The 21221-nt window shown below is 61.6% G+C and carries 23 protein-coding genes; 7 read left to right on the top strand and 16 right to left on the bottom strand.

Annotated features, from left to right (window positions below; all coding sequences use genetic code 11):
* Positions 1-9 precede the first annotated feature (9 nt).
* From BM353_RS08470 to BM353_RS08455, 4 genes are all read right to left on the bottom strand, one after another.
* The gene (locus BM353_RS08470) at positions 10-645 is read right to left on the bottom strand and encodes an acyl-homoserine-lactone synthase (RefSeq protein WP_092079305.1); all 636 of its coding nucleotides are present in this window, start codon (positions 643-645) and stop codon (positions 10-12) included.
* 121 nt (positions 646-766) lie between these two features.
* Entirely contained in the window at positions 767-1480 is a 714-nt protein-coding gene (locus tag BM353_RS08465; protein ID WP_092079302.1) for a helix-turn-helix transcriptional regulator, read from the bottom strand.
* A 377-nt stretch (positions 1481-1857) separates the two neighbouring features.
* Positions 1858-3147: a crotonyl-CoA carboxylase/reductase gene (ccrA, locus tag BM353_RS08460; protein ID WP_092079977.1), complete on the bottom strand. Its 1290-nt coding sequence runs from the start codon at positions 3145-3147 to the stop codon at positions 1858-1860.
* A 107-nt stretch (positions 3148-3254) separates the two neighbouring features.
* Positions 3255-4688, bottom strand: coding sequence for a 1-acyl-sn-glycerol-3-phosphate acyltransferase (locus BM353_RS08455; protein WP_092079299.1), 1434 nt, complete (start codon positions 4686-4688; stop codon positions 3255-3257).
* 137 nt (positions 4689-4825) lie between these two features.
* Between BM353_RS08455 and BM353_RS08450 the strand changes: the two genes are divergently transcribed.
* From BM353_RS08450 to deoD, 3 genes are all read left to right on the top strand, one after another.
* The gene (locus BM353_RS08450; protein ID WP_092079974.1) at positions 4826-6793 is read left to right on the top strand and encodes a protein meaA; all 1968 of its coding nucleotides are present in this window, start codon (positions 4826-4828) and stop codon (positions 6791-6793) included.
* Positions 6794-6929: 136 nt separating this feature from the next.
* A complete protein-coding gene (locus BM353_RS08445; RefSeq protein WP_092079971.1) occupies positions 6930-7238 on the top strand; it encodes an H-NS histone family protein in 309 nt (102 codons plus the stop codon).
* 18 nt (positions 7239-7256) lie between these two features.
* Entirely contained in the window at positions 7257-7967 is a 711-nt protein-coding gene (deoD, locus tag BM353_RS08440) for a purine-nucleoside phosphorylase (RefSeq protein ID WP_092079296.1), read from the top strand.
* A 59-nt stretch (positions 7968-8026) separates the two neighbouring features.
* Here the strand turns inward: deoD and BM353_RS08435 are convergent, their stop codons facing one another.
* The 11 genes from BM353_RS08435 to BM353_RS08390 form a co-directional block, all read right to left on the bottom strand.
* A complete protein-coding gene (locus BM353_RS08435; protein WP_092079293.1) occupies positions 8027-8806 on the bottom strand; it encodes a succinate dehydrogenase iron-sulfur subunit in 780 nt (259 codons plus the stop codon).
* Between the two features lie 12 nt (positions 8807-8818).
* On the bottom strand, positions 8819-9151 hold the full coding sequence (locus BM353_RS16615) for a succinate dehydrogenase (RefSeq protein WP_143104129.1): 333 nt from the start codon (positions 9149-9151) through the stop codon (positions 8819-8821).
* Positions 9148-10152, bottom strand: a complete 1005-nt coding sequence (locus BM353_RS16610) for a glycosyltransferase family protein (RefSeq protein WP_143104128.1) — start codon at positions 10150-10152, stop codon at positions 9148-9150. Before BM353_RS16610 ends, BM353_RS16615 begins: the two co-directional genes overlap by 4 nt.
* Entirely contained in the window at positions 10149-10766 is a 618-nt protein-coding gene (locus tag BM353_RS08425; protein WP_092079288.1) for a sulfotransferase family 2 domain-containing protein, read from the bottom strand. Before BM353_RS08425 ends, BM353_RS16610 begins: the two co-directional genes overlap by 4 nt.
* Positions 10767-10809: 43 nt before the next feature.
* Positions 10810-12612, bottom strand: a complete 1803-nt coding sequence (gene sdhA, locus BM353_RS08420) for a succinate dehydrogenase flavoprotein subunit (protein WP_092079285.1) — start codon at positions 12610-12612, stop codon at positions 10810-10812.
* 16 nt (positions 12613-12628) lie between these two features.
* Positions 12629-13000: a succinate dehydrogenase, hydrophobic membrane anchor protein gene (locus BM353_RS08415; RefSeq protein ID WP_092079282.1), complete on the bottom strand. Its 372-nt coding sequence runs from the start codon at positions 12998-13000 to the stop codon at positions 12629-12631.
* A 10-nt stretch (positions 13001-13010) separates the two neighbouring features.
* Positions 13011-13394: a succinate dehydrogenase, cytochrome b556 subunit gene (gene sdhC / locus BM353_RS08410; protein WP_092079279.1), complete on the bottom strand. Its 384-nt coding sequence runs from the start codon at positions 13392-13394 to the stop codon at positions 13011-13013.
* A 252-nt stretch (positions 13395-13646) separates the two neighbouring features.
* On the bottom strand, positions 13647-13769 hold the full coding sequence (locus BM353_RS17165; protein WP_281248113.1) for a hypothetical protein: 123 nt from the start codon (positions 13767-13769) through the stop codon (positions 13647-13649).
* A gap of 214 nt (positions 13770-13983) precedes the next feature.
* A complete protein-coding gene (locus BM353_RS08400; protein WP_092079273.1) occupies positions 13984-15015 on the bottom strand; it encodes a MaoC family dehydratase in 1032 nt (343 codons plus the stop codon).
* On the bottom strand, positions 15016-15219 hold the full coding sequence (locus BM353_RS08395) for a DUF1737 domain-containing protein (protein ID WP_092079270.1): 204 nt from the start codon (positions 15217-15219) through the stop codon (positions 15016-15018).
* A 38-nt stretch (positions 15220-15257) separates the two neighbouring features.
* Complete coding sequence (locus tag BM353_RS08390; protein WP_092079267.1) at positions 15258-16124, bottom strand: HpcH/HpaI aldolase/citrate lyase family protein; 867 nt, start codon at positions 16122-16124, stop codon at positions 15258-15260.
* Between the two features lie 299 nt (positions 16125-16423).
* On the opposite strand from BM353_RS08390, the gene BM353_RS08385 reads away from it, so the two are divergent.
* Entirely contained in the window at positions 16424-16723 is a 300-nt protein-coding gene (locus tag BM353_RS08385) for a hypothetical protein (protein WP_177220521.1), read from the top strand.
* Here the strand turns inward: BM353_RS08385 and BM353_RS08380 are convergent.
* Entirely contained in the window at positions 16720-17457 is a 738-nt protein-coding gene (locus BM353_RS08380; protein ID WP_092079965.1) for a sulfite exporter TauE/SafE family protein, read from the bottom strand. The two genes, BM353_RS08385 and BM353_RS08380, sit on opposite strands and share 4 nt — an antisense overlap.
* A gap of 190 nt (positions 17458-17647) precedes the next feature.
* Here BM353_RS08380 and mdh point away from each other — a divergent pair, with 190 nt between their 5' ends.
* From mdh to sucD, 3 genes are all read left to right on the top strand, one after another.
* Complete coding sequence (mdh, locus tag BM353_RS08375; RefSeq protein ID WP_092079264.1) at positions 17648-18610, top strand: malate dehydrogenase; 963 nt, start codon at positions 17648-17650, stop codon at positions 18608-18610.
* A 357-nt stretch (positions 18611-18967) separates the two neighbouring features.
* Positions 18968-20161, top strand: a complete 1194-nt coding sequence (gene sucC, locus BM353_RS08370; RefSeq protein WP_092077475.1) for an ADP-forming succinate--CoA ligase subunit beta — start codon at positions 18968-18970, stop codon at positions 20159-20161.
* Positions 20162-20340: 179 nt separating this feature from the next.
* Positions 20341-21221, top strand: an 881-nt coding sequence (sucD, locus tag BM353_RS08365; protein WP_092077473.1) for a succinate--CoA ligase subunit alpha, incomplete at its 3' end; no start/stop codon positions are given.

Genomic DNA, 21221 nt, shown 5'->3' with positions numbered 1-21221 from the left:
AGCGGTGTTTCAGGCGATGGCGGCCAATTGCGGCACGTTGCGCTCAAAGGCCTGGCGGAACCAGTGGTCGGAGAGCGCGAGGGTCAGGCCCGCGCGTTTGGCCACCAGTTCCTTGGCTTCCTTGGAGAATTCCCACAGACCGACGCTGATGGCCTCGCGGCCTTCGCCATCCGTGCCCAGAACGGTCGGCTTGGCGCCGATGCGGGTGTAGATGCGGATCATGCGGGCGTCGAACACGCCGACGAAATGATCCAGCGAGAAACGGTCCATGATCTCACCGCCGGCGAGCATCAGCGCGCCCGCCACGTTGCCCTCGGCGCCAGGCGCGAGGCAGAACCGCGTGCATTCCCAGATCAGGCCAGAGCGGATTTCGACGCCGTCCGTGACATGAAGGAAGTGTTCATTGACCATCGTGCGGCCGGTGGTCGGCAGGAAGCGCATCGAGCCGCCGTGGCGCCCGTCGGCGCGTTCCCAGATCACGTAGAGCGGGTTGAGCTCGTCGTATTGATCCTTCTCGAACCCGTTCTCGTCGACGGTCACGTCCCAGCCAAGGCGATCCTTGAACTGATTGGCGCGGTCGCGGAACATGGTGTCGCGAAGCAGCGGGTAGTTGTCGAGTTCGGAAGCGTAGATGTAGCGCAGCATGGTGTCATTCCCCGATGAATGTTCGATGGGGTCATGGTGCGTTTGCAGTGGTTAACAGGAATGATCCGGGCCGTGCGCGGCAATGAACGACCATTGACCGCACCGTACGGTGCGGCAGGATTCAGACAACGATCAGGCCTCTTTGCATTGCGCGGGCCACCGCGTGGGTGGTGTTGAGAGCGCCGAGTTTGTGCCGCGCGCTTTCGATATAGACGCGCAGGGTGTGTTCCGAGATCGAGAGCTTCTGGGCCGCCTGTGCGCGGGACTGACCAAGAGCGAGACAGGTAATCGCATCAACCTCCCTCGGGGACAGAGCGGTGATGGGTGGTCCTTCTCGCCCGGGTTCAAGCTCCAGCGCCTTCTCGTTCATGGCATGGGCCACGATGATGAGACTTCGGCGGTTGGCCTCTGCGAACTCTTCCCATTCCTCGTCGCTTCGGTCGTCGGTGACGGTGAAGAGTGCGTATTGGCCGTTGGGCCCTCTTGTCGGGATGGAGTAGCCTTGGCGGCCGACCCCATACTCTATTGCCTCCTTCTGGAACTGGCGGGTGGCCTTGCCAGACCAATCCAGTTGTTTCCAATCCACCGGGTGAAAGCTGTTGTAGCAACCGGTGATCACCGGATCGACGCGCAGATATTCCTTTTCAAGGTAGCGTTCGACCCATTCGATTGAGTAGGTTCCGCAGCCGTATTGTTCGCCTGAACTGCTGACCCAGTGGTAGACCACATGAGAGACATTGAAGCGATCGCGGAGAGCTTCCGCGACCGCCTGCATGTCTTCAAGCGCGGTCGCCTGCTCCAATTGCTCGAGAATTGTGTCTACCGAAGCCTTCATAAGCACGGCTGTCCCCCACCGTTGTGTTCGATGGCACCGGGGAGGTCTCTATCGCGGCCACCATGAGCGCATCATCCAGCTGCTCGGCGAGAGCCGAAAGGTCGTTCGTGCGGGCGTAGGTCCGAAGATCCGCGATTACGTCGACGATCCAAGTGCTTTGCATGGGATTTCTCGCTTTCTGGTGGTTAATAACTCGTTAACATAAGACTACCATGAAGCGAAAACGTCGCGAAATTCACGTTTTTCAACTCCCCAGAAATAGCGAGGGGGCAAATTTCAAGCTATTGAAATGAAACGGACGGGGTCTGAGAGTTCCGCCGCAGACCCCTGCGCGCCCCTCTGAGGCCCCGTCCGATCGTGGTAAATGCGTCCGAATCCTAGCCGCCGGCAGCGGCCAGCGCGTCCTCCAATGTGCGCAAACCGGTGCGCGGTGTCTGGACGAGGACCGCCATGTTGCCGGGTTTGTGCTCGTTGCGCAGCATCTTCATATGGGCCTGCGGGATCTCAGCCCAGGGAAACACCTCGGACATGCAGGGATCGAGACGCCGCTCGACCATGAGCTTGTTGGCCGCCGCCGCCTGCTTGAGGTGGGCAAAGTGGCTGCCCTGAATGCGTTTCTGGTGCATCCAGACGTAGCGCGCGTCCATGGTGAGGTTGTAGCCGGTTGTCCCGGCGCAGATCACCACCATGCCGCCCTTTTTCACCACGAAGGTTGAGACCGGGAAGGTCGCCTCGCCCGGGTGCTCGAAGACCATGTCGACGTTGACGCCCTTGCCGGTGATGTCCCAGATCGCCTTGCCGAACCTGCGCACCTCGGCGAACCAGGTCTTGTACGCGTCGGTGTTGACCTTGGGCAGCTGGCCCCAGCAATCGAAGTCCTTGCGGTTGATCACCCCCTTGGCGCCGAGCCCGAGGACGAACTCGCGTTTGTCCTCCTCGGAGATCACGGCGATCGCATTGGCGCCGGCGGTATTGATGAGCTGGATCGCATAGGAGCCGAGGCCGCCGGACGCGCCCCAGACGAGGACATTCTGCCCCGGCTTGAGTTCATGCGGGTGGTGGCCGAAGAGCATCCGGTAGGCCGTTGCGAGCGTCAGCGTGTAGCAGGCGCTCTCCTCCCAAGTGAGGTGGCGCGGTCGGGGCATGAGCTGCTGGGCCTGCACATTGGTGAACTGGGCGAAGGAGCCGTCGGGCGTCTCGTAGCCCCAGATCCGCTGCGAGGGCGAGTACATCGGATCGCCGCCGTTGCACTCTTCGTCATCGCCGTCATCCTGATTGCAGTGGATCACGACCTCGTCGCCCACCTTCCAGCGCGTGACCTTGTCGCCCACGGCCCAGACGATCCCGGACGCATCCGAGCCCGCGATGTGAAACTCCGCCTTGTGGACGTCAAATGGGCTGATCGGCACGCCGAGCCCGGCCCAGACGCCGTTGTAGTTCACCCCCGCCGCCATGACGAGCACCAGCACCTCATAGCTGTCGAGCTTGGGCACATCGACCACCTCGACCTGAAACGACGTATCAGGCTCCCCGTGGCGCTCCCGCCGGATCGTCCAAGCATACATCTGCTTGGGCACATACCCCATCGGGGGCATCTCACCGACCTCGTAGAGGTCTTTCTCCGGGGCTTCGTAGTTGAAGGGCTCTCCGTCTGTGTCCAGCGCCATGACCGTCTCCATACCTGTCCTTACGCCGCAGTGCAGAATCGCGGCTTACCCCGGATTTATGGATTGGCGAGCAACAATGCAACACCATTTGCATTGTTTTTGTAATTTTATGTCTTTGCGGATTCGGGAGTGCCCCTCTCCGTCTGAACCTCTCCCGCCGTGAGAGAGGTCTGCTTATCCGGAGCCGGTGACTCCAGGTGCTGAGCAATGGAGCGGGCGTAAAACTCGATGGTCGGCCGATGCTCCTCGGGCACGGTGATCGTTCCGCCCCCCTCCACAACGAGCTTGCGCTCTTTCAGCAGCCGCAGCGCAAACTCCACGATTTCCGCCGTATCTTCCGAGGGGAAATGGCCGGGCACATCGGCCAACCGCGCCTTCAACGCCGCGGTCTCCGCGTCGAGATCTCCTCGTGCCCAGTCGCCCCCACGCGCCAACACCTGCGCCACCAACGGCACAGGCAGGACCGGAACATCCCGCGCGATACGCGCCATCAGCGCAGTGGCCAGGGCCTCCGTGGGCTCCTCCTCCTGCGCAACGGCCTCGGCCAGCGACAGCGGCAGACCGAAGTGAACCGCCGCATAGCCAAAGCGCCGATAGCGCCGCGACACCCAGAGCCATAGCCGCTCCGCCACGAAGGCGAACGCCGTGCGCACGCCGCCCTGAAACCGGCGCGCGCCCGCCTTGCCGGCCCCGAGAAGGACGCGATCCTCCAGCACACGGTCATAGTTCAGCGCCACCGGCACAAAGACGACATTGCGCCCCCCGCTGCGATACCCCTCCACCAGATAGCTCAGGAGCCCCATCTTCGGTGTCTGCACCGCGCCATTCAGACTCAGCCCGCCTTCGGGGAAAATCGCCTGCGCGACGCCGCCGTCCGTCGCCTTGCGCACGTATTGCGCCAGGACCTTGCGATAGAGCGCGTTGCGCGAGTTGCGCCGGATGAAATACGCGCCCATCCCTCGGACCAGCGCGCTCAGCGGCCAGAGCCGCGCCCATTCGCCGACCGCATAGGACAGCGCGGATTTGCGCGCGGCGAGATAGGTGACCAGCACGTAATCCATGTTGGAGCGGTGATTCATGACGAAGACGATCGTCGCTTCGGGGTCGATCCGGCGGATGGCGGCCTCGTCATCATGGCTCAGCCGCACCCGATAGAGCGCATTGGAGAGCCAGCGCGCGGCACGGATCGCAAACCCGAAGTAGGCCGTGGCGCTGAAGGAGGGGACGATTTCGCGCGCATAGCGCTTGGCCTGCTCGAAGGCGACGTCTTCCCGCACGCCGTTGGCCTCGGCATAGACCACGATCGCCTTCGTCACTTCCGGATCGTAAACCAGTCTCTGGATCATGTCCTGCCTGCGCAGGAGCTTGAAGGGCTGGATCGGCCGCGCCAGCCGTTTGTTGACTCGCGTCACGACCCGCTCCATCCGCCGCCGGAAGAACCAGCGCACGGAGGGGAAAAGCAGATGACTGGCCGCCGTGATCGCCGCGAAAAGCAGGATGACGATGAATAGCCACAGCGGGAGTTCGACGGTCGATGTCATGGCGCGACGTTGGCAAAGACGGGCCCCGACGACAAGAGCGCGCCCTCGCCGCAACGCAGCGAATTGACACGGCCACTTTGTTTCGCATATCACGAGCGTAAGGAAATATTATTACCCCAAGCGAGTTGACCGCCGCCATGACCGATCGCCCAAAAGACCGCCCCTGGCTCATCCGGACCTATGCGGGGCACTCCACCGCGCAGGCCTCCAACGCGCTCTACCGCGCCAATCTGGCCAAGGGGCAGACCGGGCTTTCGGTGGCCTTCGATCTGCCGACCCAGACCGGCTATGACAGCGATCATGAGCTGGCGCGCGGCGAGGTCGGCAAGGTGGGCGTCCCGGTGGCGCATCTGGGCGACATGCGCGCGCTCTTCGATCAGATCCCGCTCGATCAGATGAACACCTCGATGACGATCAACGCCACCGCGCCCTGGCTTTTGGCCCTCTATATCGCCGTCGCCGAGGAGCAGGGAGCGGATATCACCAAGCTTCAGGGCACGGTCCAGAATGACCTGATCAAGGAATATCTCAGCCGGGGCACCTATATCTGCCCACCGCAACCCTCGCTCAAAATGATCGGCGACGTGGCCGAATATTGCTACCGGCACGTTCCGAAATGGAACCCGATGAACGTCTGCTCCTATCATTTGCAGGAGGCTGGCGCGACACCTGAACAGGAGCTTGCCTTTGCGCTGGCCACGGCGATTGCCGTGCTTGACGAATTGCGCCCCCGGGTCGCGGCGGAAGATTTCCCAGCGTTGGTGGGGCGGATTTCCTTCTTCGTAAACGCCGGCATTCGGTTCGTGACCGAAATGTGCAAGATGCGCGCCTTTGTCGACTTGTGGGACGAAATTTGCCGCGAGCGTTATGACGTGGCCGATGCGAAATACCGCCGCTTCCGCTACGGGGTGCAGGTCAATTCGCTGGGGCTGACCGAGCAACAGCCGGAAAACAATGTCCACCGCATCCTCATCGAAATGCTCGCGGTCACGCTCTCGCGCAACGCGCGTGCGCGGGCGGTGCAATTGCCGGCGTGGAACGAAGCCCTCGGATTGCCGCGACCATGGGATCAGCAATGGTCGATGCGGATGCAACAGATCCTCGCCTATGAAACCGACCTTCTGGAATTTGACGATCTGTTTGACGGCAATCCGGCCGTGGAGGCCAAAGTCAAGGAGCTGAAGACCGCGGCGCGGCATGAGCTCGGCACCTTGACCGCGATGGGCGGGGCCATCGGGGCGATCGACTATATGAAAAGCCGTCTGGTGGAGAGCAACCTGGAGAGGATCGGGCGGATCGAGCGCAAGGAGTCCGTTGTTGTCGGTGTCAATCGGTGGACCGAGGGAGAGCCGAGTCCGCTGATGGAAGGCGGCGCGACGATCATGACGGTCGATCCCGCAGTCGAAGCGCAGCAGATCGCACAGCTTGAGGACTGGCGCGCGACCCGCGATGGCGCGGCAGTGGCACAGGCTCTCGCGACCCTGCGCTCGGCAGCTGAGGCGGGGGACAACATCATGCCAGCCTCCATCGACGCGGCCCGGGCCGGGGTGACCACCGGCGAATGGGCCGCGGAAATGCGCCGCGTTTTCGGCCAGTATCGGGGCCCCACGGGCGTCTCCGCCGCGCGGTCCAACCGGACCAAAGGGCTCGAAGACCTGCGCGCAGAGGTCGACGCTGTGAGCGACAGGCTTGGCCGGCGCCTAAAGGTCCTGATCGGAAAGCCCGGCCTCGATGGGCACTCCAACGGTGCCGAGCAGATCGCCTGCCGCGCGCGCGACTGCGGCATGGATATGGAGTATGATGGTATCCGCATGACCCCGGCCGAACTTGCCGACGCCGCGCAAACCGGCGCGCCACATGTCATCGGCCTTTCCATTCTTTCAGGAAGCCATTTGCCGCTTGTGTCCAAGCTCTTGCAACTGTTGAGGGAAAAAGGCTTGGGGCATATTCCCGTCGTGGTTGGGGGGATTATTCCTGACAAGGACGCCCAGGAATTGAAAAACATGGGCGTCATGCGCGTTTATACGCCGAAGGATTTCAACCTCAATACAATCATGAGTGATATCATCACCATAGCACCCGGGCACGAAACCGCAGCAGAATAAGGCGGCAAATAGTTAATATTACCGCCCCAGAGAGCTTTTCCCATAAGTGACGCTAGGTTAGCACCGGTTCTGACACAATTTTTCCCTTGCACTTTCCGCCTCAAGAGCCAATTGCTTCCGAAAAATGGAGGCCAAAATGGCGATAGATCTCGAAAAAATGTCCCGTGATGAACTTTTGCAATTGCGAGCGGACATCGACAAAGCCCTGAAAACCGTTGATGCGCGTTCCCGCTCCGAAGCGCGGGTTGCTGCCGAAAAGGCCGCGAAGGAATTTGGGTATTCCCTGGATGAGTTGCTGAACAAATCCGGCGGCAAAGACAAGAACCCGCCGAAATACCGCCATCCCGAAGATCCGACCAAAACATGGACCGGCCGCGGGCGCAAACCCGCCTGGGTCATCGATTGGATTGATGCCGGAAAAGATGTCGAAGATCTTGCCATCTGATCCGCGAGGCGATTTGAAATGACTGTGCATATCGGAGCCGAGAAGGGCCAGATTGCCGAGACTGTCCTCATGCCCGGCGACCCCCGTCGCGCGCAATGGGCGGCGGAGACATTTCTGAAGGATGCCGAGCTCGTTAACGAGGTCCGTGGCATGCTCGCCTATACGGGGACCTGGAATGGTCATCGCGTGACCATTCACGGATCCGGCATGGGGATGCCCTCACTGTCGATCTATGCCAACGAGCTGATTACGCAATATGGCGCCAAGACCTTGATCCGGATCGGATCCTGCGGCGCGATGCAGTCGCACGTGAAGATCCGCGACGTGATCATTGCCATGACGGCCACATCGATTTCGACTCCGTCGCGTGGCATATTCCGGGAGATCAATTTCGCGCCCTGTGCCGATTGGTCCCTGCTCCGCGCGGCCGTTGAGACTGCCGAAGCCAAGGGAATCGCGCCGCATGTGGGCGGGATCTACTCGTCGGATGTGTTCTACGATGAGCGCCCTGACCTGTCGGACATCATGACCCGGCACGGCATTCTCGGCGTCGAGATGGAAGCCGCAGAGCTTTACAATCTCGCGGCGCGTCATGGGGTGCGGGGGCTCGCGGTGCTGACCGTGTCCGATCATCTGCAAACGAAGGAAGCCCTTCCGGCGGACGAGCGCGAGCGCAGCTTCGGCGAAATGGTCGAGATCGCGCTCGGCGCAGCCTTTGCGAACAGCTAAACAAAACAGGGGGCGCATTTAGCGCCCCCGTCATCCGCGTGGTCGAGTCCAGACGGCCCTCAGACCTGCCGTTCAACCATCATCTTCTTGATTTCCGCAATTGCCTTCGCCGGATTCAACCCCTTGGGGCAGGTCTTGGCGCAGTTCATGATCGTGTGGCAGCGGTAAAGCTTGAACGGATCTTCCAGTTCGTCAAGCCGCTCGCCCGTCGCTTCATCCCGGCTGTCGATAATCCACCGATAGGCATGAAGCAGCGCTGCCGGCCCGAGATAGCGATCGCCATTCCACCAATAGCTCGGGCAGGACGTCGAACAGGACGCGCACATCACGCATTCATAAAGCCCATCGAGCTTCTTGCGATCCTCGATCGATTGCTTCCACTCCTTGGCGGGCCGGTTTGTCTTGGTCTCGAGCCAGGGCATGATCGACGCGTGTTGGGCGTAGAAATGCGTGAGGTCCGGAATGAGATCCTTGACCACAGGCATGTGCGGCAACGGGTAGATCTTCACGTCGCCCTTGATCACGTCCATCCCATAAATGCAGGCGAGCGTATTACGCCCGTCGATATTCATCGCACAGGAGCCGCAGATCCCCTCACGGCAGGAGCGGCGGAAGGTCAGGGTCGGATCAATCTCGTTCTTGATCTTGATCAGAGCATCAAGAACCATCGGCCCGCAGGTATCCATGTCGACGAAATAGGTGTCGACAGAGGGATTCTCGCCGTCATCCGGGTTCCAGCGATAAATCTTGAACTTCCGGACGTTCGTAGCCCCCGCAGGCTTGGGCCAGGTCTTTCCCGTGCGGATGCGGGAGTTTTTAGGTAGCGTAAATTCAACCATGGATCTCGTCTCTCAAAGTGGCAGCTTGGCAATGCCATTCTGGGCAATACACGTAGCTGATTGTGGGCGTTGTGCTATTTCCAAAATCTTGCTCACGGTCCGTTGATCGCCTCCGGAAACGGCGGAACTCGCCAGATAGATCAACTCGTCAGAGCTTGCCGCGTCTATGATGCAATCTGTCGCAAAGCTCGCGTCGATCCCGGGAAATCTGGCGGCAACCGTATTGTTCACCGCCTGTTTCGCCTGTGATCGAACCAGCTGGTCCGCACTGGAAGAAAAGCCGGAGCATGCTGAAAGCAGAAAGCAAGATACCACGATGTGAATTGCAAGGAATTGTCGGTTCATTCGCCTCCCCTTACCGCTTGTTTAGCTGTGTTCGATTGCGTGTTTGTAGAAGCCCCAAACTTCGAACTCCCTACCGATGCGCCGAAAATCTTCTCTCGCAAAACCCTTGCTCGGACATCGAAACTGTGATGTTCGCGAACCAAGGCTGCAATATCCGAGCGATCGCGATGGGGAGCTCGTAGTGCGCGCTTGACCGTATCGACCGCAGTACCTTCATCATAAAGATAGATGTGGTCGCGGAACTCAGCTGGAACGCCATCCATACGTTCGGTGACCAGAGAAGTCCCACTCGCCAATACATCGTAGGCTCTGTTCGAGAGAAACCCCATTTTACGCATCGAGTCCGTGTGATCATTAAGCACGACGTTCGCAGAGGCATAGTAGCCGCCCAGCAAATGGTTTGGAATGTGTTCGCCACCAAAGACCGCAGCGGGTAAAAGATCGCTCCAGCCTCGTCCCCAAACCTGTATCGGCAGCTCTGCTTCCACCAATTCACGCACCACGTTCCGCTCCGCATATTTACGGCGATTACCTACGAAAAGTATGTCCGAAGCGAGTTCCGCTCGCCGCTTGTCTGGTGAAAAGACCGTAGGATCCGTGCATTGCAGCAAAAGACTTGCGGAAACTCCGCGTGCCTGAAGCTCGGCGCAGTAGGTAGGGGAAGCCACAAAAATATGACGAGCGCGAGAGATTTCCTTTTCGGTCAGCTTGTCGGCTTGTGAAATCAGCCAAATAAATATCGGCCGTGGCCAATGCCGCTTGAATGGCGCCTTGCCGCGAATGACCAGATCAACACCCGGCTCGAACGATATCCGCTTGATCCAGCCTTTAATCCCGCTTGCGGGTTCCCTCTCTGTCACGAATTGCAGCGACGTCGATACACCAATCCGGTTTAAAGCTTCGCTCAACGACTGGGCGAAATAGTAGTCTCCCCATGCCCGCCCGCCTTCCGGAGGCGGACATGGGAGCATCAGCCTTACCCTCTCCGTCGTCTGCCTCATGGTGCCGTTCCATATCCGAACGTTTCATAGTCGATGGCATATCGCTCCACGATCAGTCGTTTTGCTTTGTCCGACACCTCAACAGTCTCGCGTGATTTCTTCACATGGCCCAAAGAAATACCTTCTGGTGCCGGGCCGAACCGGTTATCCAGCCAATCCACAAACTTGCCAAGACCGTCTTCTAATTTGAACCATGCACAGCCTTTCGGAAGAAACTCCACCATTGGTCTGGTGTGGTTATCATAAACGAACGCATTCTTTTTTTGGGCCCTTGGCAAAGTATAGAGCCACCTCTCAAGAGACATTCGCCGGGGGATCGTCTTTTGCCGTTTCTGGAACTTGAAGGCGGAAACCAGCCTCGACTCGGGATGACGTACGATAGCAGCGGCGGAGTCATAAAATTCCCTGGGCAATATACGCTCGAGATTGCGAGCGTCGATATGCTGGGGAGAAGATCTGGTCCAAGGGTTTTCAGGCGGATCCCGGCGAAAAGCGCGATCTTCGAATGCCGCAGTCCCGAACCGCACGGCAAGATACTCCGTCACTGTTGTCCCGGCACATTTCGGAACATGGACGAAGTAAAACAACTCTTGCTCGGTGCGATATAAAGGCATCGCTACATCTTTGAGGAACTAGAAATTCGAAACAGGTGTAACATCAGTAGACCCGCGCTTTCGGTGCGATTTTCTTGAGATCGATGCCGCCTTCTTCGCTGGTGGTGAGCGGGTCGAGATGGACCGGGCGATAGGTCAGGTCCACCTTGTCGCTCACCGTGGCGAGGGTGTGGACGCGCCAGTTCTCGTCGTCGCGATCCGGATAATCCTCATGCGCATGGGCGCCGCGGCTTTCCTTGCGCGCAACCGCGGAGTGGATCGTGGCCAGCGCGTTGGGCATCAAGTTGGTGAGCTCCAGCGTTTCCATGAGATCCGAGTTCCAGACGAGCGAGCGATCCGTGACCTTGAGGTCGGCGACTTTCGCGGCCACCGCGTCCATCTTCTCGCAGCCCTCGGCGAGCGTCTTGTCCGTCCGGAAGACGGCGGCGTCGGCCTGCATGGTCTTTTGCATCTCGAGGCGCAGATCGGCGGTCGGGATGGCGCCGTCGGCGTAGCGGTAGTGATCGAAGCGCGCGAGGGCGGCGTCGATGCTCGCCTTGTTCGGGGTCGGCACGGCGGTTTCAGGATCGACGACCTGGCCCGCGCGGATCGCGGCGGCGCGGCCGAAGACCACGAGGTCGATGAGCGAGTTGGAGCCGAGCCTGTTGGCCCCGTGCACCGACGCGCACCCCGCCTCGCCCACGGCCATGAGGCCGGGAGAGATGCGATCAGGATCATCCTGTGTCGGGTTGAGAACTTCGCCCCAATAATTCGTCGGAATACCGCCCATGTTGTAGTGCACGGTCGGCAACACCGGGATCGGCTCCTTGGTCACATCCACCCCGGCAAAAATATGCGCGGATTCCGAGATCCCCGGAAGGCGCTCGGCGAGGGTTTCGGGCGGCAGGTGGTTGAGGTGGAGGTGGATGTGATCACCTTCCGCGCCAACACCCCGGCCATCGCGGATCTCCATCGTCATGCAGCGCGAAACCACATCGCGGGAGGCGAGATCCTTGTAGGTGGGCGCGTAGCGCTCCATGAAGCGCTCGCCTTCGGAATTGGTGAGGTACCCGCCCTCGCCCCGAGCGCCTTCAGTGATGAGGCAACCGGCGCCGTAGATGCCGGTCGGGTGGAACTGGACGAACTCCATGTCCTGAAGCGGCAGGCCTTGCCGCGCGACCATCCCGCCGCCGTCACCGGTGCAGGTGTGGGCCGAGGTCGCGGAGAAATACGCGCGCCCGTAGCCGCCCGTCGCGAGAACGACCATCTTGGCGGAGAAAAGGTGCAGTGTGCCGTCATCCAGTTTCCAGGCGAGCACACCCTGACACTGCCCGTCCTCGGACATGATCAGGTCGATCGCGAAATACTCGATGTAGAACTCGGCGTTGTTCTTGAGGCTCTGGCCGTAGAGCGTGTGCAGGATCGCGTGGCCGGTCCGGTCGGCGGCGGCGCAGGTGCGTTGCACCGGGGGACCTTCCCCGAACTCGGTGGTGTGGCCGCCGAAGGGGCGTTGGTAGATCGTGCCCGCCTCGGTCCGCGAGAAGGGAACGCCGTAGTGCTCCAGTTCATAGACAGCTTTGGGCGCTTCACGGGCGAGGTATTCCATCGCATCGGTGTCGCCGAGCCAGTCAGACCCCTTGACCGTGTCATACATGTGCCACTGCCAGTGATCCGGGCCCATGTTGGAGAGCGACGCGGCGATACCGCCTTGCGCCGCCACGGTGTGGGACCGCGTTGGGAAGACCTTGGTCACGCAGGCGGTGCGGAGCCCCTGTTCGGCCATGCCCAGCGTCGCGCGCAGACCGGCGCCCCCGGCCCCCACGACGACGACATCATAGGCATGGGTTTCGTATTCGTAAGCTGCCATTGTCGGTTGCTCCGGATCAGAGGGCGAGTTTTGCGATTGCGAAGAGGCCGACGCCCATCAGGATGTATGACGCGGCGTTGACGCCGACCAGGGTGAGTTTGCCCGCGATGCCGTGGACGTAATCCTCCACCGCTTCGACCACTTCGGAGGTCAGGTGCAGGATCAGCACAACGAGCGTCACGGCCATCACCAAAGCGGGGAAGGGTCGTGCGAAAAAAGCCAGGACCTCTTCGCGCGAGCCGCCAAGCGCGCTGCCGAAGGTGAGGACGAAAGCTGGGACCACGACGACGAGGGCCATCGAGAGGACCATCATGTGCCAGTGATGCTCGGTGCCGCTGCGCGCGGAGCCATTGCCTTCGGCGCGCTTGCGATCGGTCAGAAAACGCATGTCTCTCTCCCTACACCAGAATCGCGGCGATGACGGTCAGGACCGTGGCGCCCGCCAGCATGCCAATCGCCAGTTTTTCCGAGGTCGGCACATCGAGGCAATATCCGAAGTCCCAGATGACGTGGCGCAGGCGCCCGAGCATGTGGTAGAAAATCGCCCAGGTCGCGGCGAGCAGGACAAGATCCCCAAGGAAGCTGCGGAGCAATCCATCGATGAAGGCAAAAGCGCCGTCGGATGTCGCGGCGGCCAGCAGCCACCAGACCACGAGAAAGAGCCCGAGCCAGAGCGCGATGCCCGTCATCCGCACGAGGATCGACGAGAACATCGGAAGCTGCCAGCCGTAGATCTGGAGATGAGGTGAGAGAGGTCGGTTCCCTCGATTGACATCGGCCATGATTGCTCCTTTCGGTGGCTTGCCTCTGTTCTACGCAAAAATAGCCCCATGTCACGTGCATGACATGTTTAAATCATCGGGCTTCGCATGCGGCAGTGCAGAAAACCGCATTTGTGATCACGCAAATTATTCGTGTGATCACAAGATTCAGGCCTTGTTAAAGACAGAAGGCCGCCCGAGAGAATCGCTCAGGCGGCCTTCACATCACAGAATAGGCTACGGGGCAGTTCGCCGTCGGGTCCAGCCGGGCCCTTACTCGACAAACCCCAGATGGCTCAGGGCATTGCGGGCAAGCTCTCGCTTTTGCCGATCCCGCCCCATCAGGTCCTCGTTAATGGAATGGACCAGCGAACTGAAACTGCGATCGGCAGTCATAGAGCGCACCAGGTCCGAAACTTGCTCATTGGGCACTGACAGCACCTCGAGCGTCGACGTAGGATATGTTTTCATCGTTTGACCTTCCCCCAATTCAAAGGTCGCCCCACGACGTAGTCCAATCGTCGCAGAACCGCGAATACAATACCGCGATTCCCTTTTTTTCCAAGACAGAATTCTCTGCAGTGCAGAAAAAGCCTGTCTCCATTCAGCGTCAAATCGGGAAAAATGCCCAATAATCAAGGTCTAGCAAGACGTCGGGGAGGTATTTTCCAACCCCATCCCGCAAGGCCCCGGGGGCCCCGCCGCGCGTCGCCACCAACCTCAGCCGGATCGCGCCGACGCCCGGCGCGGCCGTTTTGCCCTTCTCCAGCACCTCGGACCAGGCGCGGATCGTGTCGCCCGCAAAGCAGGGATTGGCATGGGCTCCGCCGTTGAGCCCGGCGATCAGTTGGGCGTTTGCCAGCCCGTTGAAGCTCAACGCGCGCGCCATGGAAATGACATGGCCGCCGTAGATCAGACGCTTGCCGTCCTCCCGCTGGGTCGCATCGAAATGCACCTTGGCGGTGTTTTGCCAAAGCCGCGTGGCGATCATGTGTTCGGCTTCCTCGATCGTCACCCCATCGGTGTGGTCGATGATCTCGCCTGGCTCATAGTCGCCCCACCGGTGGCGCTCTCCCGCCAGGCCGAAATCATAGGACGAAAAATCGAGCCCCTCCGGCACGACCAAGTCCTCGACCGAGAGCGCCGGCTTTAGCTCCGGGATCACCGGATCGGGCGCAGGCACGGCGGGGTCGCCCTTGCGCACCATGACCCAGCGAACATAGTCGAGCACCACACGCTCATCTTGATTGAGGCCGCGGCTCCGCACCCAGACGATCCCGGACTTTCCGTTGGAATTTTCCTTCAGACCGATGACCTCCGAGACCGCGCGGAGCGTATCGCCCGGATAGACCGGCGCGAGCCAGCGCCCCTGCGCGTAGCCGAGATTGGCCACGGCGTTGAGCGAGATATCCGGGACGGTCTTGCCGAACACCACGTGAAACGCGGCCCAATCGTCGAGCGGGCTGCGCGCGAGGCCGCAGGCGCGGGCAAACTCATCGGAAGAGGTCAGGGCGTGCCGCGCAGGGTAAAGCGCATGGTAGAGCGCGCGCTCGCCGCCCGAGACCGTCCGAGGCACCGCATGCTCGATCTGCTCGCCGAGGCGATAGTCCTCGAAGAACCGCCCGGGGTTGGTCTTGGGCATCTACTGCTCCCCCAGCTTCATGTCCGGCGAATAGGTCCCCTCGACCTCCTTCACCACCGCTTGGCCGCAGCGCATCACGCCATTCGCCTCATCAAACGCGTAGGTCGGCCCGCCGTGGAGCGACCAACCCTTGTTCAACGCAGCGCTGACCTTGTGGCAAAACGCCGAGGTGTCGTCTTCACTGAGAAATCGGTAGAGCTTCATCTGGGTGTCATCCTTGCTGTGTTCGAAAACCGGGGCGGTCAGCGCGAGAGGTCGGCGATCGCTTTGGCCAGCGCAAGCGTCTTGCGCGCCGTTTCCACGTGGAGGTTTTCAACGATCCTGCCATCGACCACGGCGACGCCCTTGCCCGCTGCCTTTGCTGCATCGAATGCATCGATCTGGCGCCGCGCGAGGGATATCTCGGCGTCCGAGGGGGCAAAGGCCTCGTTGGCTGCGGCGAGCTGTGCGGGGTGGATGAGGGTTTTGCCGTCGAATCCCATGTCGCGCCCCTGCTCACATTCCGCACGCAGACCCTCGTCATCCTTGAACGCGTTGTAGACACCATCAACGATGGCCACGCCGTGGGCCTTGGCGGCCAGCAGGCAAAGACCAAGCCCCGTCTGCATCGCCAGCCGATCGGGCCGGAAGCGCGCCCCGAGATCCTTGGCGAGGTCGTTGGTCCCCATGACCATTCCCTCAAGCTTCGGATGCGCCGCGATCTCCTCCGCGCGCAGCATCCCCAGCGGTGTTTCCATCATGGCCCAGACCGGCACATCGCCTGCCAACCCCGCGACCTCGTCAATCATGGCCGCGCTCTCGACCTTGGGCAGGAGCACCGCATCGGCGGCCATGGACGCCACGGCGCGCGCATCCGCCGCGCCCCAATCCGTGTCGAGCCCGTTGATCCGCACGATCCGTATTCTCGAGCCGTAGTTTCTTTGTGCAAGCGCCTGGTGCAATGCCTCCCGGGCCGCCGCCTTCTCCTCCGGCGCGACCGCGTCTTCGAGATCGAAGATGATCGCATCGGCTTGAAGTCCTTGCGCTTTCTCCAGCGCGCGCGCGTTGGACGCCGGTAGATAGAGGACAGATCGCAGCGGTCTGGTCCGGGTTTCGGCGGGTTTGCTCATGATTTTCTCCGGCAATTATCTTGCGCGATATGGGGCATTTTTTAGCGAATAGTTCAAGCTGAGATTTCAATTGACGGTTTCCTCAAGAAACGCGCGACGCGTTAACCACGTATTTCCACTTTACCCTGCAGTGTTTACCCATGCCGGACACCGCTAGGAGGGCCCCCGGAAGCAAGTTGGGGCAAGCGCAGGAAAAACCACGTCCGCACGTGACGAAACCTCGACGGCCGCCCGCACACCCCGTTTCGCCGGCAGCCGGACTCAAAGCGAAAGTTGAAACCATGAAGTTCAAGATGACCATGTTGACGATGACGGCTTGCTTTCTCTCCATTGCAGCGGCGAGCGTTCAGGCTCAGACGCGCAATGCATGTGCGCCCCGTGAAACCGTCGTGAAGCGGTTGGCCGACAAATACGGTGAAACCCGCCAGTCCCTCGGCCTCGGCGCCAACAACACCGTGATCGAAGTCTTTGCCTCGCCCGAAACCGGCAGCTGGACCATCACCTCCACGGCCGCGACCGGCGTGACCTGCCTCGTGGCCAGCGGTCAGGCGTTTGAAGCCGTGATGGATGCGCTGCCCGTCGCCGGGACCGACATTTAAGGGGTCTGGCTCAGCCCGAGCCAGATCAACCGCAGACCTGTCACCGCAAGCAGGAGATAGGTCAGGGCAAAGAACGGCCCCGACGGCACGGCGCGGTGCAGCTTCACACCGGCCCAGACCCCCAGCACCATGAAGGGGGCGAGAATGAGGTCGACCCGCAAGGTCTCCAGCGTGAACATCCCCAGAAACGCGTAGGGGATGAACTTCACCGCGTTCACAACCCAGAACACCAGCACCGTTGTCGCCTGGTACTCGGTTTTTTCCGGGTTCTGCGAAAGCATGTAGGCGGCCACAGGCGGCCCGCCGGCGTGACTGACGAAACTGGTGAACCCTGCCATGACCCCCGCCAAGAGCCCGACCCAGTCGGGCGCCGCGCGTGATCCGTGGTGGGCGAGCGCCGGGCGGACCCCCACCTGCCACAGCACGAACGCAACGCAGATCACCCCGATCAGCAGGCGGATGCTATCGGCATCCACCATCGTGTAGAGCCAGCCGCCAAGCCCTATCCCCGGCACCGCGCCGATGATGAGCAGCCTGGACGCGGGCCAGTTCCAGCGCTTCCAATAGGGTTTGAGCGAAAACACATCCGCCAGCATCAACAGCGGCAACATGATGCCAAGAGCCTCCCCCGGCTCAAGCACCAGCGCCAGAATCGATGACGAGACAAAGGCCGCGCCGCCGCCGAGGCCGGCTTTCGACAGCCCCGCAAAGGCAACCGCTGGTATCGCTACCATCAAAAAGCTCAGGTTTGTCTCGATCACGGGGGGCACACTTGGAAAATATCGTCCTCCCCGTCACTTAGACTAGTTCGCCGGGGTTTGCGAGAGGGCGCGTGGCGGATGCCGCGGCGCGGCGCCCTTGTCAGACAAGGGGTTTGGGACTAGGCAGTCGCAGGAACAAAAAAACTCGACTGGAGACAAATTCATGGCCAGACCGAAGATCGCCCTGATCGGCGCCGGACAGATCGGCGGGACGCTCGCGCACCTCGTCGCGCTGAAGGAATTGGGAGACGTCGTTCTCTTCGACATCGCCGAAGGCACCCCGGAAGGCAAGTCGCTCGACATCGCCGAATCCGGTCCGGTCGAAGGGTTTGACGCAAGTCTCAAGGGCACCCAGTCCTATTCGGACATCGCCGGCGCGGATGTCTGCATCGTGACCGCGGGCGTCCCGCGCAAGCCGGGCATGAGCCGCGACGACCTGCTTGGCATCAACCTCAAGGTCATGAAATCGGTGGGTGAAGGCATCCGCGACAACGCGCCCGATGCCTTTGTCATCTGCATCACCAACCCGCTCGATGCGATGGTCTGGGCCCTGCGCGAATTCTCCGGCCTGCCCCACGAGAAGGTCTGCGGCATGGCGGGCATCCTCGACAGCGCGCGCTTCCGCCATTTCCTCAGCGTGGAATTCGATGTTTCCATGAAAGACGTCACCGCCTTCGTGCTCGGCGGCCACGGCGACACCATGGTCCCGCTGACCCGCTACTCGACCGTCGCCGGCATCCCGCTGCCGGACCTGGTGAAAATGGGGTGGACCACGCAGGAGAAGCTCGACGCGATCGTCCAGCGCACCCGCGATGGCGGCGCCGAGATCGTCTCGCTGCTCAAGACCGGCTCGGCCTTCTACGCGCCCGCCGCGTCCGCCATCGAAATGGCCGAAGCCTATCTCAAGGACCAAAAGCGCGTCCTGCCCTGCGCGGCCTATGTTGACGGCGCCTATGGGCTCGACGGCTTCTACGTCGGTGTCCCCACCGTGATCGGCGCGGGCGGGATCGAGAAGATCGTCGAGATCAAGCTCGACAAGGAAGAACAGGCCATGTTCGACAGCTCCGTGGGCGCGGTCAAAGGGCTCGTGGACGCCTGCAAAGGCATCGACGACTCGCTCGCCTGATCCGCGTGCCCCGAGCGCAGCGCGCCGGGGCAGCACTGAAACAGACCGTCAGCGGCAACCAGGCCGCTGGCGCTTCAACCGGTCCTCGCCTCCGCGCGCATCAAGCCGGCCCCGAGACGCTCAAACGCATCTCGCCTCCCCACGGGTTGAGGCAATTTTTCCGAAATTCCGTGCGATTCCCCCTCGCTCTTCGCCCATTCCTTCCCTCTCGTCAGCTTTTGTGATCACATGATTTTTTTATGTGATCACATATGTCGGAATTCCGGCAAAAGGGCATGCAAACCACTGTGATGTTGCTAATGTCGCGGCAATTGAGGGCGCGACTTGCCGCCGCAACACAGGAATCGGGACACAACCATGAACATACACGAGTATCAGGCGAAGGGATTGTTGCGGGCGTATGGGGCGCCTGTATCGGATGGGCGTGCGGTATTGCGGGCGGAAGAGGCGAAGACGGCGGCGGGTGAGCTGGATGGTCCGATCTGGGTCGTGAAGGCGCAGATTCATGCCGGCGGGCGCGGCAAGGGCACGTTCAAGGAGGCCGACGCGGGCGAGAAGGGTGGCGTTCGGATCACCAAATCGGTCGAGGAAGCCGCTTCCGAGGCCAAGAAGATGCTCGGGCGCACGCTCGTGACCCACCAGACCGGCCCCGCGGGCAAGCAGGTGGGTCGGATCTATATCGAGGACGGCGCGGGGATTTCCACCGAGATGTACCTCGCGCTGCTGGTCGATCGCCAGACCAGCCGCGTGTCCTTCGTCTGCTCGACCGAGGGCGGCATGGACATCGAGGAAGTGGCCGCCGAGACCCCGGAGAAGATCCTGAGCTTCTCGGTCGATCCGGCGACGGGCTACCAGCCGTTCCACGGCCGCCGCATCGCCTTCATGCTGGGCCTCGAGGGCAAGCAGGTGAAGCAATGCGTGGCGCTGATGGGCACGCTCTACAAGATGTTCCTCGAGAAGGACATGGAGATGCTGGAGATCAACCCGCTGATCGTCGATGACGCGGGCGATCTGAAGTGTCTCGATGCCAAGATGGGCTTTGACGGCAACGCCGTGTACCGCCACTCCGACATCGCCGAGCTGCGCGACACCTCCGAGGAGGATCCCAAGGAGCTGGCGGCCTCGCAGTATGACCTGAACTACATCGCGCTCGACGGCGAGATCGGCTGCATGGTCAACGGCGCAGGGCTAGCGATGGCGACGATGGACATCATCAAGCTCTACGGCGCGGAGCCGGCGAACTTCCTCGACGTGGGCGGCGGCGCGACCAAGGAGAAGGTCACCGAGGCGTTCAAGATCATCACGTCGGACCCCAACGTCAAAGGCATCCTCGTGAACATCTTCGGCGGAATCATGCGCTGCGATGTGATTGCCGAGGGCGTCGTGGCGGCGGTCAAGGAGGTCGGCCTGCAGGTCCCGCTGGTGGTGCGTCTCGAAGGCACCAACGTCGAGAAGGGCAAGGAGATCATCAACACCTCCGGCCTCGACGTCATCGCCGCCGACGACCTCAAGGACGGCGCGGAGAAGATTGTCAAAGCCGTGAAAGGCTGATCGGAATGCATTCGATGCCGACACATCGCCACCGGGCGCAGAGGGCTGCGCCGACCCGCGGGAAGGCGCAGATGCGCCGCCCCGGGGGGGCGGGTCGGCGCAGCCCGGCGGTCCCCGCCGGGCAGAACTTCAACTCCGGGCGCGCGTAAGACGCCACACAGATATCAGGAGCCAATCACATGGCCGTCCTCATCGACGAAAACACCAAAGTCATCTGCCAGGGTCTGACCGGCAGCCAAGGCACATTCCACTCCGAACAGGCCATCGCCTATGGCACCAAGATGGTCGGCGGCGTGACCCCCGGCAAAGGCGGGCAGGAGCATCTCGGCCTGCCGGTCTTCAACTCGGTCCACGAGGCCAAGCACGTGACCGAGGCCAACGCCACGGTGATCTACGTCCCGCCCCCCTTCGCCGCCGACTCGATCCTCGAGGCGATCGACGCCGAGATGGAGGTGATCGTGGCGATCACCGAAGGCATCCCGGTGCTCGACATGATGCGCGTCAAGCGCGCGCTGGAGACGTCGAAGTCGATCCTCATCGGCCCCAACTGCCCCGGTGTCATCACGCCGGACGCCTGCAAGATCGGCATCATGCCCGGCCACATCCACAAGCGCGGCTCGGTCGGCGTCGTCTCGCGCTCCGGCACGCTGACCTACGAGGCGGTCAAGCAGACGACGGACGTCGGCCTCGGCCAGAGCACCTGCGTCGGCATCGGCGGCGATCCGATCAAGGGCACCGAACACATCGACACGCTGGAATGGTTCCTCGCCGATGACGAAACCACCTCGATCATCATGATCGGCGAGATCGGCGGCTCGGCGGAAGAAGAAGCCGCCCAGTTCCTCGCCGACGAGAAAAAGCGCGGCCGCTGGAAGCCGACCGCCGGCTTCATCGCCGGCCGCACCGCCCCTCCGGGCCGCCGCATGGGCCACGCCGGCGCCATCGTCGCCGGCGGCAAGGGCGGCGCTGAAGACAAGATCGAAGCCATGCAAGCCGCCGGAATCGTCGTCGCCGAAAGCCCCGCTGGCCTCGGCGAAGCCGTCCTCAAGGCCATCGGGTA

Origin of the sequence: Poseidonocella sedimentorum (genome assembly GCF_900116005.1) — a bacterium.
Lineage (GTDB): Bacteria > Pseudomonadota > Alphaproteobacteria > Rhodobacterales > Rhodobacteraceae > Poseidonocella > Poseidonocella sedimentorum.
The sequence above is the reverse complement of the archived record's forward strand: the minus strand, read 5'-3'. Positions and strand labels throughout refer to the sequence as shown.